This window comes from Streptomyces sp. NPDC052020, assembly GCF_040680575.1.
Taxonomy (GTDB): Bacteria; Actinomycetota; Actinomycetes; order Streptomycetales; family Streptomycetaceae; genus Streptomyces.
The window spans coordinates 18169-33827 of sequence record NZ_JBFAWY010000055.1; the positions used below are offsets into that span (position 1 = coordinate 18169).

Annotated in this window: 15 protein-coding genes and 1 rRNA gene; 3 read left to right on the forward strand and 13 right to left on the reverse strand. The window is 72.2% G+C overall.

Annotation, left to right across the window (positions count from 1 at the left end):
* Positions 1-76 precede the first annotated feature (76 nt).
* The 5 genes from AB0L74_RS32830 to AB0L74_RS32850 all read right to left on the reverse strand — a co-directional run bounded on the left by AB0L74_RS32830 (position 77) and on the right by AB0L74_RS32850 (position 5807).
* Complete coding sequence (locus tag AB0L74_RS32830; protein ID WP_365660641.1) at positions 77-1807, reverse strand: bifunctional uroporphyrinogen-III C-methyltransferase/uroporphyrinogen-III synthase; 1731 nt, start codon at positions 1805-1807, stop codon at positions 77-79.
* Positions 1804-2763 (reverse strand): hydroxymethylbilane synthase, encoded by a 960-nt coding sequence (hemC, locus tag AB0L74_RS32835; RefSeq protein WP_365660644.1) that lies wholly within the window; start codon positions 2761-2763, stop codon positions 1804-1806. Before hemC ends, AB0L74_RS32830 begins: the two co-directional genes overlap by 4 nt.
* Positions 2760-4472, reverse strand: coding sequence for a glutamyl-tRNA reductase (locus AB0L74_RS32840; RefSeq protein ID WP_365660647.1), 1713 nt, complete (start codon positions 4470-4472; stop codon positions 2760-2762). The genes hemC and AB0L74_RS32840 overlap by 4 nt, the downstream gene beginning before the upstream one ends.
* Positions 4469-5227, reverse strand: a complete 759-nt coding sequence (locus AB0L74_RS32845) for a redox-sensing transcriptional repressor Rex (protein ID WP_365660650.1) — start codon at positions 5225-5227, stop codon at positions 4469-4471. The genes AB0L74_RS32840 and AB0L74_RS32845 overlap by 4 nt, the downstream gene beginning before the upstream one ends.
* 274 nt (positions 5228-5501) lie before the next feature.
* Positions 5502-5807 carry a glutaredoxin family protein gene (locus AB0L74_RS32850; RefSeq protein ID WP_365660653.1) on the reverse strand — a complete coding sequence of 102 codons (306 nt, stop codon included), beginning with the start codon at positions 5805-5807 and terminating at the stop codon, positions 5502-5504.
* 153 nt (positions 5808-5960) lie between these two features.
* On the opposite strand from AB0L74_RS32850, the gene AB0L74_RS32855 reads away from it, so the two are divergent.
* The 3 genes from AB0L74_RS32855 to AB0L74_RS32865 all read left to right on the forward strand — a co-directional run bounded on the left by AB0L74_RS32855 (position 5961) and on the right by AB0L74_RS32865 (position 9498).
* A complete protein-coding gene (locus AB0L74_RS32855; protein ID WP_365660656.1) occupies positions 5961-6884 on the forward strand; it encodes an HAD-IB family hydrolase in 924 nt (307 codons plus the stop codon).
* A 354-nt stretch (positions 6885-7238) separates the two neighbouring features.
* On the forward strand, positions 7239-8018 hold the full coding sequence (locus AB0L74_RS32860) for an ECF subfamily RNA polymerase sigma factor, BldN family (protein ID WP_029382190.1): 780 nt from the start codon (positions 7239-7241) through the stop codon (positions 8016-8018).
* 250 nt (positions 8019-8268) lie between these two features.
* On the forward strand, positions 8269-9498 hold the full coding sequence (locus tag AB0L74_RS32865) for a DUF5667 domain-containing protein (RefSeq protein ID WP_365660660.1): 1230 nt from the start codon (positions 8269-8271) through the stop codon (positions 9496-9498).
* A gap of 130 nt (positions 9499-9628) precedes the next feature.
* Here AB0L74_RS32865 and AB0L74_RS32870 read toward each other — a convergent pair whose 3' ends face one another.
* The 8 genes from AB0L74_RS32870 to rrf form a co-directional block, all read right to left on the reverse strand.
* Positions 9629-10693 (reverse strand): lysophospholipid acyltransferase family protein, encoded by a 1065-nt coding sequence (locus AB0L74_RS32870; RefSeq protein ID WP_365660663.1) that lies wholly within the window; start codon positions 10691-10693, stop codon positions 9629-9631.
* A gap of 14 nt (positions 10694-10707) precedes the next feature.
* Positions 10708-11769 (reverse strand): NAD-dependent epimerase/dehydratase family protein, encoded by a 1062-nt coding sequence (locus tag AB0L74_RS32875; protein ID WP_365660666.1) that lies wholly within the window; start codon positions 11767-11769, stop codon positions 10708-10710.
* A 368-nt stretch (positions 11770-12137) separates the two neighbouring features.
* The gene (locus AB0L74_RS32880; RefSeq protein ID WP_003948845.1) at positions 12138-12236 is read right to left on the reverse strand and encodes an AURKAIP1/COX24 domain-containing protein; all 99 of its coding nucleotides are present in this window, start codon (positions 12234-12236) and stop codon (positions 12138-12140) included.
* 155 nt (positions 12237-12391) lie between these two features.
* The gene (locus AB0L74_RS32885; RefSeq protein WP_004984898.1) at positions 12392-12604 is read right to left on the reverse strand and encodes a helix-turn-helix domain-containing protein; all 213 of its coding nucleotides are present in this window, start codon (positions 12602-12604) and stop codon (positions 12392-12394) included.
* A gap of 129 nt (positions 12605-12733) precedes the next feature.
* The gene (locus AB0L74_RS32890) at positions 12734-13549 is read right to left on the reverse strand and encodes a phosphatase (RefSeq protein ID WP_365660669.1); all 816 of its coding nucleotides are present in this window, start codon (positions 13547-13549) and stop codon (positions 12734-12736) included.
* Between the two features lie 113 nt (positions 13550-13662).
* The gene (locus tag AB0L74_RS32895; protein WP_365660672.1) at positions 13663-14835 is read right to left on the reverse strand and encodes an acetoin utilization protein AcuC; all 1173 of its coding nucleotides are present in this window, start codon (positions 14833-14835) and stop codon (positions 13663-13665) included.
* A 5-nt stretch (positions 14836-14840) separates the two neighbouring features.
* Positions 14841-15503 (reverse strand): HAD family hydrolase, encoded by a 663-nt coding sequence (locus tag AB0L74_RS32900; protein WP_365660675.1) that lies wholly within the window; start codon positions 15501-15503, stop codon positions 14841-14843.
* A gap of 80 nt (positions 15504-15583) precedes the next feature.
* Positions 15584-15659 (reverse strand): 5S ribosomal RNA (gene rrf, locus AB0L74_RS32905); the annotation flags it as partial.

The following is a 15659-nucleotide window of genomic DNA, read 5'->3' on the forward strand; positions in this document are numbered from 1 at the left end:
AGCGCTCGACGGCTCCTGTGTGCCGCCTGGTGCGAGCGGGACGGACCGCCACTCGCCGTCCGTCCCGCTCATCCCCTCACGTCGTCGTCGACCGCCGCCTGCGCGCCCCCGGCCGCCGCTCGCTGGGCCGCGTCACCGGCTCACCGGCCTCGATCGCCGCCAGCCGCCGCTTCATGCCGAAGTCGGCCAGCGCCTCCGCCAGCTTGTGCACGGACGGCTCCGGCGCCATGACGTCGACGCGCAGGCCGTGCTCCTCCGCCGTCTTGGCGGTGGCCGGGCCGATGCAGGCGATCACCGTCACGTTGTGCGGCTTGCCCGCGATACCGACGAGGTTCCGCACGGTGGACGACGACGTGAACAGCACCGCGTCGAAGCCACCGCCCTTGATCGCCTCCCGCGTCTCCGCGGGCGGCGGCGAGGCGCGCACCGTCCGGTAGGCGGTGACGTCGTCGACCTCCCAGCCCAGCTCGATCAGCCCGGCGACGAGCGTCTCGGTGGCGATGTCGGCGCGCGGCAGGAAGACGCGGTCGATCGGGTCGAAGACCGGGTCGTAGGGGGGCCAGTCCTCCAGGAGGCCGGCCGCGGACTGCTCCCCGCTCGGCACCAGGTCCGGCTTCACGCCGAAGGCGATCAGGGCCTTGGCCGTCTGCTCGCCGACCGCGGCGACCTTGATGCCCGCGAAGGCACGGGCGTCCAGCCCGTACTCCTCGAACTTCTCCCGCACGGCCCTGACCGCGTTGACCGAGGTGAACGCGATCCACTCGTACCGGCCGGTCACCAGGCCCTTGACCGCGCGCTCCATCTGCTGCGGGGTGCGCGGCGGCTCGACGGCGATCGTCGGCACCTCGTGCGGCACGGCCCCGTAGGACCGCAGCTGGTCGGAGAGCGAGGCCGCCTGCTCCTTCGTACGCGGCACGAGCACCTTCCAGCCGAACAGCGGCTTGGACTCGAACCACGACAGCTTCTCGCGCCGGGCGGCGGCACCTCGCTCACCGACCACGGCTATCACCGGCCGGCCGCCCTCCGGCGACGGCAGCACCTTGGCCTGCTTCAGCGTCTGCGCGATGGTGCCGAGCGTGGCGGTCCAGGTGCGCTGCCGGGTGGTCGTACCGGCGACGGTCACGGCCAGCGGCGTGTCCGGCTTGCGGCCGGCCGCCACCAGCTCGCCGGCCGCCGCGGCGACCGAGTCGAGCGTCGTGGAGACCACGACCGTGCCGTCGGAGGCGCCCACCTCCGTCCAGCAGCGGTCGGAGGCGGTACGGGCGTCCACGAACCGCACGTCGGCGCCCTCGGCGTCGCGCAGCGGCACACCGGCGTACGCGGGCACGCCGACGGCCGTCGCGATGCCCGGGACGACCTCGAAGGGCACCCCGGCGGCGGCGCAGGCCAGCATCTCCTCAGCGGCGTACGCGTCGAGCCCGGGGTCCCCGGACACCGCACGGACGACCCGCCTGCCGCCCCGCGCGGCCTCCATGACAAGATGTGCGGCATCCCGCACAGCGGGAACGCCCGCGGTGGTTGACGTGCCGTCAACTACCGTCAGCTGAGGCGTGCCTGTGCCCGGATGCGGCCCGGAGGAAGAACCGGCCGGATCCGCCGAAGGATCAGCGTCCGTGTGCACTTCGGCAACGCCTTGCCTGGCGTGCTCGCGGACGACGTCGAGCACCTCGTGCTCGGCGACGAGGACGTCCGCGTTCGCCAGCGCCTCCACAGCGCGCAGGGTCAGCAGTCCCGGATCTCCGGGACCGGCACCCAGGAAGGTGACGTGCCCGTGTTCCGGACCGGCGGGAAGGGTGGTGGGGCTCAATGTGCTCGCTCCCCCATCAGACCGGCCGCGCCCTGGGCGAGCATCTCGGCGGCGAGTTCGCGGCCGAGTGCCACGGCCCCCTCGTGCGTCTCGGGCACGGGACCGGTGGTGGACAGCTGCACCAGCGCGGTGCCGTCGGTCGTGCCGACGACGCCCCGCAGGCGCATTTCCTTGACAATCTGCCCGTCGGCCAGCAGGTCGGCCAGCGCGCCCACAGGGGCGCTGCAGCCGGCCTCCAGGGCGGCGAGCAGTGACCGCTCGGCGGTCACGGCGGCCCGCGTGAACGGGTCGTCGAGCTCCGCGAGCGCGGCGATGAGCTCCGCGTCGGCCGCGGCGCACTCGATCGCCAGGGCCCCCTGGCCGGGGGCCGGCAGAACCGTGTCGACCGACAGGAAGTCGGTCACCTCGTCGATACGGCCGATCCGGTTCATCCCGGCGGCGGCGAGCACGACGGCGTCCAGCTCACCGCTGCGGACGTATCCGATCCGCGTGTCGACGTTGCCCCGGATCGGGACCGTCTCGATGTCCAGCCCGTGGCCGCGCGCGTACGCGTTCAGCTGCGCCATGCGGCGCGGCGAACCCGTGCCCACGCGCGCCCCGCGCGGCAGGTCCGTGAACTTCCGCGCGTCCCGGGCGACGATCACGTCGCGGGGGTCCTCGCGCACCGGTACGGCGGCCAGGACCAGGTCCTCCGGCTGCGCCGTCGGCAGGTCCTTGAGCGAATGAACCGCGAAGTCCACCTCGCCCCTCACCAGCGCGTCGCGCAGCGCGGTCACGAACACGCCCGTGCCGCCGATCTGTGCCAGGTGCTCGCGCGACGTGTCGCCGTACGTGGTGATCTCGACGAGCTCGACGGGCCGCCCGGTCACCTGGCTCACGGCGTCCGCCACCTGCCCGGACTGGGCCATGGCGAGCTTGCTGCGCCTGGTCCCCAGCCTCAGTGCCTTCTCAGTCATGCCGGCCCTCGGTTCTTGCCGTTGTTCTCGGTGTTCCTGCCGCCCTCGGCCCGGGAGACGGCGGCCACCGTCTCCGGGTCGAGGTCGAACAAGGTGCGCAGCGCGTCCGCGTACCCGGCGCCGCCGGGCTCGGCCGCGAGCTGCTTGACCCGCACCGTCGGCGCGTGCAGCAGCTTGTCGACCACACGCTTGACGGTCTGCGTGATCTCGGCGCGGTGTTTGTCGTCCAGGCCGGGCAGCCGCCCCTCCAGCCGGGCCATCTCGCCGGCCACCACGTCGGCGGCCATGCTGCGCAGGGCGACGACGGTGGGGGTGATGTGCGCGGCCCGCTGCGCCGCCCCGAAGGCGGCGACCTCGTCGGCCACGATCCGCCGGACCTGGTCGACGTCGGCCGCCATCGGCGCGTCGGCGGAGGCCTCGGCGAGCGACTCGATGTCCACCAGCCGCACCCCGGACAGCCGGTGCACGGCGGCGTCGATGTCACGGGGCATGGCCAGGTCGAGCAGGAACAGCACGGGCTGCGGGCGCGGCACGACGGCGATCGGCTCGGGCCGGCGGGCCTCCGGGACCCGCCCGGCGCTCGCGGCGGTCGCGGCGAGCGCGCCGATCAGCTCGGCGTCCGCCTCGGGACCGCGCCGGCCGCTCTCGCGCGGCCGGTCCACGGCCGTCCCGCCCGCGACCCAGGCCGCGTGCTGCTCCAGCGTCGCCGCGTCCATGCCGGCCACCGCGGCCTCGCCCATGACGGAGAAGCCGGGCTGCACGGCGGACAGGTCCAGCGGGCAGCCCTCGTCGCCGGCCGCGGCCGGCGGCTGCTGCCGCGCGTCCGCCGCCCGCGGCCGGTCCTCCGCGACCGCGGCGGGCTGTCCCGTACGTCCCTCCACCGCCGCGGCGACCGCGTCGGCCGTCAGGACGAGCCCGGTCGCGCCGGTGCAGGAGACGGCCACGTCGGCACGTGTCAGCTCGGCCGGCACCGCGTCCATCGGCACCGCGCGGGCCGTCACCCGCGTGTCGCCGCCCTCGGTGAGGATCCGCGCGAGCCGCTCGGCCCGCTCGAAGGTGCGGTTGGCGATGACGACCTCCGCGACCCCGGCGCGCGCCAGCGTCGCGGCGGCCAGCGAGGACATCGAACCGGCGCCGATGACCAGGGCCTTCTTGCCGCGGGCCCAGCCCCCGACATCGGCTCCGGCGGCCAGCTGCTCCAGGCCGAAGGTGACCAGGGACTGCCCGGCGCGGTCGATGCCGGTCTCGGAGTGGCCGCGCTTGCCGACCCGCAGCGCCTGCTGGAACAGCTCGTTCAGCAGCCGCCCGGCGGTGTGCAGCTCCTGCGCCCGGGCCAGGGAGTCCTTTATCTGGCCGAGGATCTGGCCCTCGCCGACGACCATCGAGTCCAGCCCGCACGCCACCGAGAACAGGTGGTGGACGGCCCGGTCCTCGTAGTGCACGTAGAGATAAGGGGTGAGCTCCTCCAGGCCGACGCCGCTGTGCCGGGCGAGCAGCGTGGACAGCTCGGCGACACCGGCGTGGAACTTGTCCACGTCGGCGTAGAGCTCGATGCGGTTGCAGGTGGCCAGCACCGCGGCCTCGGCGGCCGGTTCGGCGGCGACCGTGTCGTGCAGCAGCTTGTCCTGGGCCTCCGCGTTCAGCGACGCCCGCTCCAGCACGCTGACGGGGGCGCTGCGGTGGCTCAGCCCGACGACGAGGAGGCTCATGCCGGCATCACGGCGGGAACGTCCCCGTCGGGTCCCTGCTCGGCGGAATCCTCGCGGGCGGCGGCCGGGACGGCCGCGTCGGCGGCGGCCTCCTCACCGGCCTTGCGCTGCTCGTGGAAGGCGAGGATCTGCAACTCGATGGAGAGGTCGACCTTGCGCACGTCGACGCCGTCCGGCACGTTCAGCACGGTCGGCGCGAAGTTCAGGATGGAGGTGACGCCGGCGCCCACGAGCCGGTCGCAGACCTGCTGGGCGGCACCGGCGGGGGTCGCGATCACACCGATGGAGACGCCGTTGTCCTGGATGATCCGCTCCAGGTCGTCGGTGTGCTGCACCGGGATGCCGGCGACGGGCTTCCCGGCCATCGCGGGATCGGCGTCGATGAGCGCGGCGACCCGGAAGCCACGCGAGGCGAAGCCGCCGTAGTTGGCGAGCGCGGCACCGAGGTTGCCGATTCCTACGATCACAACCGGCCAGTCCTGGGTCAGACCGAGTTCCCGGGAGATCTGGTACACGAGATACTCGACGTCGTAGCCGACGCCCCGGGTCCCGTAGGAGCCGAGGTAGGAGAAGTCCTTGCGCAGCTTCGCGGAGTTGACTCCCGCCGCGGCCGCCAGCTCCTCGGAGGAGACCGTGGGCACCGAGCGCTCCGACAGCGCGGTCAGGGCTCGGAGGTACAGCGGAAGCCTGGCGACGGTGGCCTCGGGAATCCCTCGGCTGCGGGTCGCCGGTCGGTGTGTTCGGCCAGTTGCCACGGTGCTCCTGCGGGTAGAGCGGGGCTGTAGGCGGTCATACGTCCCTACATGACCGCCCCGTCGAGAGCAGGCTATGTCTTTGTGAACGCGTGCACAAAGATGGTGTCCGATTTGCCCGGCCAACGTGACCGGGGTCACGCGCCCCCGGCGCCGGATCGGGGAACCGGCGCCTGCGCACCGTCGTTCCTCTCTCATTGGGGGCAAAGCCGTACACGCTCCTCACGATCAACGCCCCCGAGACCAAGACGCCATCGATCCTAAGCGACCATCCGGCCTACTTGGACTGCTCGGTCAGTGCCCTGCGGAGGCGTTCCTCGTTCACACGCCAGAAGGTGTGCTGCCGGCCGTCGACCAGGACGACCGGGATCTGCTCCCAGTACTGGTCGTGGAGCCGGCGGTCCTCGGTGATGTCCTTCCGCTCCCACGGGACGCCGAGGTCGGCGCAGACCTTCTCCACGACGAGCTGTGCGTCATCGCACAGGTGGCAGCCGGGTTTGCGGATGAGGGTGACGAGATGGTTCTCAGGGGTCTGGGGGACCTGAGGGGTCCTGCGGCGGAAGAGGGGGCTCATACCGCCCATTCTCGCGCGGCGGACGGGGCCCCCGGGAGCCTGCCGGGCACGCCGGACGGGGTCCGCCCCAGGCCGCCGGCCGGCGATCCGGTCGCCGGGAGTTCACACGTTCCGAACCTCACGGCTGCGGGGCGACCGAACAAACTGGCTATGCTCACGGACATGGCCGCTTTCGGATGGCTCACTCCCCGTAGGCGCTCCGCCACGGCGCGGAGCGTGTTGGCAGGCGAGGCCGCGGCGGAGGCAGCCCGCAAATCCACCCGGGACGAGTCCGTCTCCGCGCCGGGCGGGGAACCCCCGTTCCCGGTCCACGGCGACGACCGGGCTGCCGCCTTCTTCGACCTGGACAACACCGTCATGCAGGGCGCCGCGCTGTTCCACTTCGGGCGGGGCCTGTACAAGCGGAAGTTCTTCCGGACCCGGGACCTGGGGCGGTTCGCCTGGCAGCAGGCGTGGTTCCGGCTGGCCGGCGTCGAGGACCCCGAGCACATGCAGGACGCGCGCGACTCGGCGCTGTCGATCGTCAAGGGCCACCGGGTCTCCGAGCTGAAGTCCATCGGCGAGGAGATCTACGACGAGTACATGGCCGAACGGATCTGGCCCGGCACCCGCGCCCTCGCCCAGGCCCACCTGGACGCCGGGCAGAAGGTGTGGCTGGTCACGGCCGCCCCGGTGGAGATCGCCCAGGTCATCGCCCGCCGCCTGGGCCTGACCGGCGCGCTCGGCACGGTCGCCGAGTCGATCGACGGCGTCTACACGGGCAGGCTGGTCGGCGAGCCGCTGCACGGCCCGGCGAAGGCCGAGGCGGTCCGCGCCCTCGCCGCGGCCGAGGGCCTGGACCTGTCCCGCTGCGCCGCGTACTCCGACTCGCACAACGACATCCCCATGCTGTCACTGGTCGGACACCCATACGCGATCAATCCCGACTCCAAACTGCGCAAACACGCCCGCGACCTGGACTGGCGCCTGCGGGACTACCGCACCGGCCGCAAGGCCGCCAAGGTCGGCATCCCGGCCGCGGCGGGCGTCGGCGCGGTGGCCGGCGGCACGGCGGCGGCGATCGCCCTGCACCGCCGCCGCCGCTAGCGCCCCCGCACGGCGCCACCCACACCGCGCCCGCCTCCTGGGGCCCACGGGGCCAATCTCACTGGCGTACCCACACCACCGGCGCCGCATTCCCCGCACTCGCCACCCGGCCACAACACGCGCTGGACCCGGCCGGAATCTGAACCATTCCGGTCAACATCCGATCAATGTTCGGCACTTGATCGAGTGTCAATCGGTTACGGAAACGACGTAATCGATGATTTGAGCAACTGGGTGTAGCAGTGCCTATACGAAGCGTTATTCTCCTCAGACGCAAACCGGAACCCCACCGTCGCTACGACGGGTGAAAGGTCCCGCACTGCACGTGATGAAAGCTCTGCCTCTGGGAGTCCCGTGTACCCACACGTCGGGGTTGACGCCTCGGGCCTGGCTACGCTGCGCGCAACGGTCAAAACGGTCCAAGACCTGTTGCGCGAACTCGTCCCCACCGCGTACGCCGTCCCCGCTTTCGCCGCCGCCGCCCCCGTGGGCCCGTGCTACGCACTGGCCGACGGCAGCGCCGCCGTCGGCAGACGAGGACGCCCGTCCGGGGCAACGACCACCCGCCGCCCCGCCGCGGACAGCGACAGCGCCCGGATGATGGACCTCGTGGAGCGCGCCCAGGCCGGCGAGGCCGACGCCTTCGGGCGGCTCTACGACCAGTACAGCGACACCGTGTACCGCTACATCTACTACCGCGTCGGCGGCAAGGCGACCGCCGAGGACCTGACCAGCGAGACCTTCCTGCGGGCACTGCGCCGCATCGGGACCTTCACCTGGCAGGGCCGCGACTTCGGCGCCTGGCTGGTGACCATCGCCCGCAACCTGGTCGCCGACCACTTCAAGTCCAGCCGCTTCCGGCTGGAGGTCACCACCGGCGAGATGCTCGACGCCAACGAGGTCGAGCGCTCCCCCGAGGACTCCGTCCTCGAATCCCTCTCCAACGCCGCCCTGCTCGACGCCGTGCGGCGGCTCAATCCCCAGCAGCAGGAGTGCGTGACGCTCCGCTTCCTCCAGGGCCTCTCCGTCGCCGAGACCGCCCGCGTGATGGGCAAGAACGAAGGCGCCATCAAGACCCTCCAGTACCGCGCCGTGCGCACCCTCGCCCGGCTCCTCCCGGACGACGCGCGCTGACCCGGGCCCGCGACGGCCTTCCACGCTCCGCGTTTGCCAACTCACCATTGCGTTAACCCGCGTTGACTTCGTAGTCCGGTCGCGCGTCGTCCGTAACCCAAGTGCCGAGCCGCTCGTTGTGCGGGATACAGGCTCCCTGTGGTCACTCCCCGGCCGATTCCGGTCACACGTCCGTGTGGACTCGGTCAGGGTGTGCAACCCTCAGGACCCCCTGGGGAGTCGACCGTCATGACGAGAGGAGGTGCCGCCAGTGATCGCGAACGTATCGGCGCACCGGCGGGCGAACGCCTTCGCCCAGGCTCTGGAGGAGCAGTGCGATCGGGGCGCGGCGGCCGAGCAGTCCGGAGGACCGGCACCGGCCGAGTCCGCGGAGCAGACCGACCAGGGGCGCCTGTTGGCCCTGGCCTCCGGTCTCGGCGCGCTGCCCAAGCCCGAGCTGGATCCCGAGGTCAAGGTCGTCCAGCGCGCTCAGCTGGTGGCCGCCTTCGAGGCCATGCTGCAGGAGCGCGGCGAGGCGGACCCTACGGTGCCCGAGCAGCGGGCCCGCGGTGCTCACCGGGCGACCCCGATGAAGCGATTCCGCCCGCGCACACGGCTGGCCAAGGGCCTCACCGCCGGCGGGCTCAGCGTCGGGGTGGCCGCGGGAGCCCTCGGCGGAGTAGCCGCCGCCAGTTCCGACGCCCTGCCCGGTGACACGCTCTACGCCCTCAAGCGAGGCATCGAGGACGTCAAGCTCGGCCTCGCCGACGGGGACGACGAGCGGGGCCGGGCCTACCTGGACCTGGCCTCCACCCGGCTGAAGGAGGCCCGTCGGCTCCTCGACCGCGGCCGCGGCGGCCACCTCGACCACGAGTCCCTCGGCGAGATCCGCCGCACCCTGTCGGGCATGGAGCACGACGCCTCCGAGGGCCACCGCCTGCTCAGCGCGGTCTACGCGCGCGACCCCGACTCACTCGCCCCCATGCAGGCCCTCTCCGCCTTCTCCCGCTCCCACGGCGAAGCCTGGGGGGCCCTGCGCGACAAGCTGCCCGTCCAGCTCGGGGACGTCAGCGAGAAGGTGTCGTCGGTGTTCGACGCCATAGAGCAGGACGTCGCCCCGCTGCGCACCCTGCTCCCCCCGCCACCGGCCGAGGAGGAGCGGGACGGCGGGCAGGAGAGCGGTTCCCGGTCGGCCACCGCCGGCACGCCCGGCGGCGACCGTACGACCGAGCCCAGCACCGGCGGCGGCGACCACGGCGAGGGCGGCCGGGGCGACAGCGGCAGCCCCAGCAAGTCGACCGGCTACGGCGGCGACAGCGGCGGCGACGGCCTGATCGGCGGCGACCCGGGCGGCCTGCTCGACCCGCCGAAGGACAGCGCCAGCGCGTCACCCTCCACGGGCGGCGACAAGACCGAGCCCGCCGAGCCGGACGTCACCCTGCCGCCGCTCCTGCCGGGCCTCCTGCCCGGCCTGGGTATCGAGGAGGAGGACGCCGGCTGAGGCGATCCGGTATGCGACGGGGGCGCCCCTCTCCACGGCGGAGGGGCGCCCCCGTCGGCGTACCGGCGCCCCGCCGGGACCCAGCCCCGCCGATAGGACAGCAGCAGGACAGCGGCAGATCAGAAGCAGGTCAGAAGAAGACGGACCTGCGCTGCACCAGCAGCTTGTACAGCGTGTGCTGGATCTGCTCCCGGACCTGATCGGTCAGGTTGAACATCAGCATCGGATCCTCGGCCGCCTCCGGCGGATAGTCGTCCGTCGGGATCGGCTCCCCGAACTGGATCGTCCACTTGGTGGGCAGCGGGACCGCGCCCAGCGGCCCCAGCCACGGGAAGGTCGGTGTGAGCGGGAAGTACGGGAAGCCCAGCAGCCGGGCGAGGGTCTTGGCGTTGCCGATCATCGGGTAGATCTCCTCCGCCCCGACGATCGAGCAGGGCACGATCGGCACGCCCTGCCGCAGCGCCGTGGAGACGAACCCGCCCCGGCCGAACCGCTGGAGCTTGTACCGCTCGCTGAAGGGCTTGCCGATGCCCTTGAATCCCTCCGGCATCACCCCGACCAGCTCGCCCTGGCCGAGAAGGCGCTCGGCGTCCTCGGTGCAGGCCAGGGTGTGGCCGAGCTTGCGGGCCAGTTCGTTGACGACCGGCAGCACGAAGACCAGGTCCGCCGCGAGCAGCCGCAGATGCCGCCCGGCCGGATGGTGGTCGTGGACGGCCACCTGCATCATCAGGCCGTCCAGCGGAAGCGTCCCGGAGTGGTTGGCGACGATCAGGGCGCCCCCCTCGGCCGGGATGTTCTCGACGCCCTTCACCTCGACCCGGAAGTACTTCTCGTACACCGGGCGCAGCAGGGACATCAGCACCTGGTCGGTGAGCTCGGCGTCGTAGCCGAAGTCGTCGACCTCGTAGTCACCGGTGAGGCGGCGCCGCAGAAAGGCCAGGCCGCCCGCGATCCGCCGCTCCAGCCCGCCGTCGTCCTCCCGCGGCGGGGCGGGTTCCCTCTCCTCGCGCGCGCCCCCGGCCGGGGCGTCGTCCCGGGCCGCGCCCCGGGTGGGCAGGGGCTGCACCTCGCCCACCGGCGCAGACTCGTCGCCCTTGCGCCGGCTTCCCGCGCCGCGGCGCCGCGCCGGGCGCTGCACCGCGCCACTGCCGCGGGACCGGTCGTCGTCGAACGGAATGACCTTGGCGTCCGCCATCGTTGGTGCGCTCCTCAGTTGGCGCTCTGCGTCGGGGGGTGGCCGCCGGCCCGCAGGGACAGCGCCGTGATCCGGTCGACGGCCCCCGCGAGGGCCTGGGGCGGCAGCAGACCGGCGCCTCGGCTGCGGGCGAAGTCCGCGAAGGTCTCCGCGGTCGTGTACTTCGGCCGGAAACCCAGCGTCTCGCGCATCTGGGTGGTGTCCACGACCCGGCCGTGGGTGAGCAGCCGGATCTGTTCGGGAGAGAAGTCCGTCATACCCAGCGTACGCACCACGGAGCCCGCCCAGGTGACCGCCGGGAGCAGGAGCGGCACGGTCGGCCGGCCGAGCCGCCGGGAGCACTGGGAGAGCGGCAGGACCCCGTCCCCGGCGATGTTGAAGGTACCGCTGTTGAGCGTGCCCCGCGCCGGCTCGTGCGAGGCGATCCGCAGCACCTCGATCACATCGTCCTCGTGCACGAACTGCAACCGGGGGTCGTACCCGAACACGGTCGGCAGCACCGGCAGCGAGAAGTACGACGCGAGCGGCGTGTCGACGGCCGGGCCGAGGATGTTCGCGAAGCGCAGCACGCACACGGCCACGTCGGGGCGGCGCCGCGCGAAGCCCCGCACATACCCCTCGACCTCCACCGCGTCTTTGGCGAAGCCACCGCTGGGCAGGGACTTCGGCGGGGTGGTCTCGGTGAACACGGCGGGATCGCGCGACGCGGACCCGTAGACGTTCGTACTGGACTTGACGACGAGCCGCTTCACGGACGGGGACTTCTGGCAGGCACCGAGGAGCTGCATGGTGCCGATGACGTTGGTCTCCTTGACCGAGGCCCGGCTGCCGCCGCCGAGCGGCGTGCCCGTGACGTCCAGGTGGACGACCGTGTCGGCGCCCGCCTCGGCGAGGACCCGCGCGATGGTCGGCTGGCGGATGTCGGCCTGGACGAAGTCGGCGCCGCCCAGATGGTGCTCGGGCGGCACCGCGTCCACGGCGACGACCCGGTCCACCGCGGGATCACGCTGGATCCGCCGGACGAACCGACCGCCCAGCTGCCGGGCCACTCCGGTGACGAGCACGACCTTGCCCAAGATCAGAGCCTTCCTTCCGCCCGCACCGTATCCCTCGTGTCCCGGGTGTTCCCTGGTCTGCCTGGTCTTCCTGGTCTTCCTGGTCTAACTGGTGTTCCTGCTGTGACCTGCTCCGTACCCTGCCGCGTTCCCGCCCGCGGCCAACTTAGCGGGTCGGTCTCGCACCGTGGCGACCACCGGACGGCGACGTGACGAGAAATCGCGCCCGTACCCCCGGACAGCCCCAGGACGGCACCCGGAACGACCCCGGACGGCCCCAGGACGGCACCCGGAACAGCCCCGGACGGCCCTGCGGAGACCCGCCGGTATGGCAGTGGCCCCCCACCGGATGCGGTGAGGGGCCACGCGACACGCTGTCGCGGCGTCGCTTACTTCTTGTTGCGACGCTGAACGCGCGTGCGCTTGAGCAGCTTGCGGTGCTTCTTCTTGGCCATCCGCTTGCGCCGCTTCTTGATAACAGAGCCCACGACTACCCTCGCTCACTTCTCATCACTCGGTTGCTGGGCGCCATGGGCCCATACGACCTTCGAGGGGTTAGCCTACCCGGCCGCGCGCCGAGCTCGTAATCGAGGGGGTCGGGAGAAGATCCCAGCAGCCCTGAGGACCTCCCCCCGGGCCGCCGTCAGGCCGTTTCCACCCCCACGTAGCTCTCGCGGAGGTACTCGTGAACCGCTTGCTCGGGGACGCGGAAGGACCGCCCCACCCGGATCGCGGGCAGATGACCGCTGTGCACCAGCCGGTACACGGTCATCTTCGACACTCGCATCACCGAGGCGACTTCCGCCACGGTAAGGAACTGGACCTCGTTCAGAGGCCTTTCGCCAGCTGCAGCCATGACACACCTGCACCTTCCGCACTCGACGGCCACCGGCTTCCCCTTCCGGTGACTCTTCGTCGCTGCGCGCTCACTCCCCAGACTAGGGGCGGGTGATACGAGTGGGGAAGAGGTGCACCCATCGGCGGCCTACTGGGACAGACACGCTCGATTGAGTACGTAGCGGGTGAGCGGTCGGTAGTAATCAGACCGCACAGCGTCATCAAGTGGAACGGCGACGGACACCGTTCCCTCCGCCTCGCCGACGAAGGGCGCGGGGTCGTCCGTATCGGCCAGCCCGATGGCCTCGAACCCCAGCTGACCTGCTCCGCAGACCCATCCGTGGTCCCCGATCACCAGCCCGGGAAGGGGTCCGCCGGCCTCTGCGGCAGCGGCCAGCACGGTACGAACCGGGAGGGGCGAATGCGTGTGTGCGCCGGTCTCACAACCAGGGCGGGAGACCCCGGGCTCCCGCACCAGCGCGACTCCTCGTGCGTAATCGAGGGTGTGTGTACGTAGGCCGAACCGGGTCGTTATGTCGACACAGCGACCCTGCGCGGGGGTGAGGACAGTACATCCCGCCGCCGACAGGGCGTCTGCCAGGGCGGCGTAGAAACCGAGTAGCCGGTGCGGGTGCCCGGTGCCGAGGAGGACGGGCTCACCGCGCTGGGCGGCCTCTGCCAGCCGGTCCGCGAAGGCGTCCAGAGCGGCCACCGTGAGGTCCGGATCAATCACATCCTGCCCTGAAGTGCGCCGTGGGTCGTCCAGAACGCCACATTTCCGCGCCATCAACGCCAGCAGCTCCGGTTGCGGCCAGGCGCCCTCGGGGTCGAGGCCCATCAGCGCCCGGGGGTCCCGGGCGGCGAACAGCCGGTAGCTGCGCAGGCTCCGCTCCCGGGACGTGGCCACGACTCCGGCGAGGCCGGTGGCCAGCAGATGGGCGCGGAGAGCTGCGGAGGTCGGCACGAGGCGATGGTGGAGGACGGGGGGCGGGGCTGTGCGCGGAACGGCGAAACACCGCACGGCCGGCCTAACGGCGGGAGCCGGGGCCGCCTCGGCCGGGGCCCGGCCCCTTCCGCTCACGCCAGCAGCCCCCGCAGCGGGAACGCCGCCCGCCGCGCCGCCAGCACCGCCTGGTCCAGCCGGTCGGCGGGGTCGTATCCGCTCTCCCAGTCGGCCCACCGGACCGGCCACCGCCCGTCGGTCATCCGGGCCGGCGCCAACTGGCGGGTGCGGGCGAAGACTTCCTGCCGCCACCCCTCCGGGATCACCGCCTCCGGCGCCACCGGGCGGCCCGCCGCGATCCCCACCAGATGCGTCCACGACCGCGGCACGACGTCGACGACCGCGTATCCGCCCCCGCCCAGCGCCACCCAGCGCCCCTCGGCGTACGTGTGCGCCAGCTCGTGGCAGGCGGTCTGCACCGCCCGCTGCGCGTCCAGTGACACCGCGAGGTGCGCGAGCGGGTCCTCGAAGTGCGTGTCGGCGCCGTGCTGGGTCACCAGCACCTGCGGCCGGAAACCGGCGATCAACTCCGGCACCACGGCGTGGAAGGCCCGCAGCCACCCGGCGTCGCCGGTCCCGGCCGGCAGCGCCACGTTCACGGCCGATCCCTCGGCCCGGTCCGCGCCTGTCTCCTCCGGCCATCCGGTCCCCGGGAACAGGGTCCGCGGATGCTCGTGCAGCGAGATCGTCAGGACCCGCGGGTCCTCCCAGAACGCCGCCTGCACCCCGTCGCCGTGATGCACGTCGACGTCTACGTACGCGATCCGCTCGGCCCCGAGCTCCAGCAGCCGGGCGATGGCCAGCGCCGCGTCGTTGTAGACGCAGAAGCCCGAGGCGCCCCCCGGCATGGCGTGGTGCAGTCCGCCCGCGAAGTTCACCGCGTGCAGTGCCTCCCCCCGCCACACGGCCTCGGCCGCTCCCACCGACTGCCCGGCGATCAGCGCGGCCACCTCGTGCATCCCCGCGAAGGCCGGATCGTCGAGGGTCCCCAGGCCGTACGACCGGTCGGCCGCCGCCGGATCCGCGGAAGCCGCCTTCACGGCGTCGATGTAGTCCTGCCGGTGCACGAGCCGCAGTGTCGAGTCCCCGGCCGCCTTGGCCGCGACCACCTCCGTTTCCCGGTCGAGCCCGAAGGCGTCGACCAGGCGGCGCGTGAGGGCGAGCCGGACCGGGTCCATCGGATGGTCCGGGCCGAAGTCGTAGCCCGTTACTGCCTCGTCCCACATCACCTGTGCGCGGCCGCTCATGCCCGCTACCGTATCGGTCCGGTTCCGTCGAGCAGGCCGGGCAGGTCTTCCATCCGCGCGAAGAGGCGCGTGGCGCCGGCCAGTTTCCCGGCCGGTGTCATGGCGGTGTAGCCGTAGACGTCCATCCCGGCCGCGACGGCCGCCCGCACGCCGAGCGGGCTGTCCTCGACCACGACACACCTCTGCGGCGCGACGCCCATGCGCTCGGCCGCGTGCAGGAACAGGTCCGGCGCGGGCTTGCCCCGTCCCACGTCCTCCGAACTGAAGATCCGCCGGTCGTCGAACCAGCGGTCCAGTCCGGTCCTGCGGTGCCCCACCCGGATCCGCTCGTGGCTTCCCGAGGAGGCCACGCAGTACGGCACCCCGTCGGCGGCCAGCTTCTCCAGGACGGCGACGACCCCGTCGACCGGTTCCAGGTCCTGCTCGAAGGCGGCGAAGACCCGGCCGTGGAAGACGTCGTCGAAGTCCTCGGGCAGCCGGCGCCCGGTGCGCTCCTGGATGAGGTCGTGGACCCGGTGCATCGCGGCACCCATGTAGTCCCGGAGGGAGTCCTCGTAGGAGGTCGGGTGCCCGAGCTCGGTGAGATACGCGGCCAGCAGCCGGTTCGAGATCGGCTCACTGTCCACGAGCACGCCGTCGTTGTCGAAGATGACGAGGTCATAGCGCATAAGGCGACACTAGACGACGAAAAACTCCAGAAAAACAGAAAACCCCCGTGCGCATGGCACGGGGGTTTTCCCTAAAAATTGTTCGGCGGCGTCCTACTCTCCCACAGGGTCCCCCCTGCAGTACCATCGGCGCTGTAGAGCTTAGCTTCCGGGTTC

Excerpts from the sequence above, each read along its gene's own strand:
- AB0L74_RS32900 (WP_365660675.1), bottom strand. The coding sequence starts at position 15,503 with ATGCGCTATGACCTCGTCATCTTCGACAACGACGGCGTGCTCGTGGAC.
- AB0L74_RS32885 (WP_004984898.1), bottom strand. The coding sequence starts at position 12,604 with ATGGCTGCAGCTGGCGAAAGGCCTCTGAACGAGGTCCAGTTCCTTACC.
- hemC (WP_365660644.1), bottom strand. The coding sequence starts at position 2,763 with ATGACTGAGAAGGCACTGAGGCTGGGGACCAGGCGCAGCAAGCTCGCC.
- AB0L74_RS32855 (WP_365660656.1), top strand. The coding sequence starts at position 5,961 with ATGGCCGCTTTCGGATGGCTCACTCCCCGTAGGCGCTCCGCCACGGCG.
- AB0L74_RS32870 (WP_365660663.1), bottom strand. The coding sequence starts at position 10,693 with ATGGCGGACGCCAAGGTCATTCCGTTCGACGACGACCGGTCCCGCGGC.
- AB0L74_RS32895 (WP_365660672.1), bottom strand. The coding sequence starts at position 14,835 with ATGAGCGGCCGCGCACAGGTGATGTGGGACGAGGCAGTAACGGGCTAC.
- AB0L74_RS32850 (WP_365660653.1), bottom strand. The coding sequence starts at position 5,807 with ATGGGCGGTATGAGCCCCCTCTTCCGCCGCAGGACCCCTCAGGTCCCC.
- AB0L74_RS32840 (WP_365660647.1), bottom strand. The coding sequence starts at position 4,472 with ATGAGCCTCCTCGTCGTCGGGCTGAGCCACCGCAGCGCCCCCGTCAGC.